The organism is Corynebacterium sp. HMSC069E04, from assembly GCF_001813175.1.
GTDB lineage: Bacteria > Actinomycetota > Actinomycetes > Mycobacteriales > Mycobacteriaceae > Corynebacterium > Corynebacterium aurimucosum.
Genome location: NZ_KV811680.1, coordinates 1 through 990 on the forward strand (window position 1 = coordinate 1; position 990 = coordinate 990).

General features: G+C 55.2%; 1 protein-coding gene. It reads right to left on the bottom strand.

The window, feature by feature from the left end:
- Window positions 1-180: 180 nt before the first annotated feature.
- Window positions 181-534: a type IIL restriction-modification enzyme MmeI gene (locus HMPREF2896_RS13195; RefSeq protein WP_016423158.1), complete on the bottom strand. Its 354-nt coding sequence runs from the start codon at window positions 532-534 to the stop codon at window positions 181-183.
- Window positions 535-990: the final 456 nt, after the last annotated feature.

Below are 990 nucleotides of genomic sequence, written 5' to 3' on the forward strand. Positions count from 1 at the left end.
TCGATCTCTTCCAGGTGACTGGTTCCTCTCCACCGCGCCATCGGCCCATTTCACAATCGGGAAGTAGTCAACGCCCTCCTCAACGGAAAAATCGAGGCCGGCGGCGGTAATCCCCCCACCACCAAAACCGAAATCCACCAGTAGTAGTGAACGACCCATGTTCGTCTACCGTGAGCCGCGTTATGGCAGTGACGTGTTCTCGTCGGGCACAGTCATAGTTCCCGGCGTTGCCAGCGACAGGGTTCTACACCCAGCAGCGGGACCGATCAAAATCACCCGCACGGGGAACGACCCTGCTGGTGGTTTCGATTTTGATGAAAGCGAGGAGACATAGCCCCTCGCCAACTCCCCGTAGCTGGCGAACAGTAGCTCCTGGCGCTGGCGCTCGTTGGTGAGTTTGCGTGCCACATCGAAAGCCTTATCGACTTCCCGGTCCAAGTTGTTGTGAGCCTTGAGCAGAATTGGGTCCATCGATAACGGGTTGTAGTGCTCCGCGAGTGACCGCTGGGGGTGCCGCTCGCGTGCCCGCAGCACCAACTGTCCAGCGTCGATGATTCGCTGCTGCGCCTTCTCATCTAGTTCACACAGAGCTGGTCCGCAGTTGTAGCTCCCGATGTACTCCGAAAAACGGAAAAAATAAATAGTGGGGATACATCAACCTTCCACTTTCCATTCTTCCGGCTCAGAGTATTGAGGGGTCTGGGACCGGGTCCGTAAACCCTTTATGTTTTTCGCGCACAGCGGTTTTTAGCGACGCACCCTATAGGTTTTCCGCAGAACTTATATGTGTTTCTGTGCACCCCATATGTTGTCTGTTTTAGCGGTATTTCGTTGTTAATTCCGCACGCGCGCATCAAATGGTTATTTATCGACGACACTCCGTGCCGCACCCCTATATTTAAGGATGTGGAATCGCCTACCCCTCCGGGTTAGAGCCCGCTAGATCCACTTCGCAATCGGGTACACCCATCTGTACGCGCTGACCTGCGG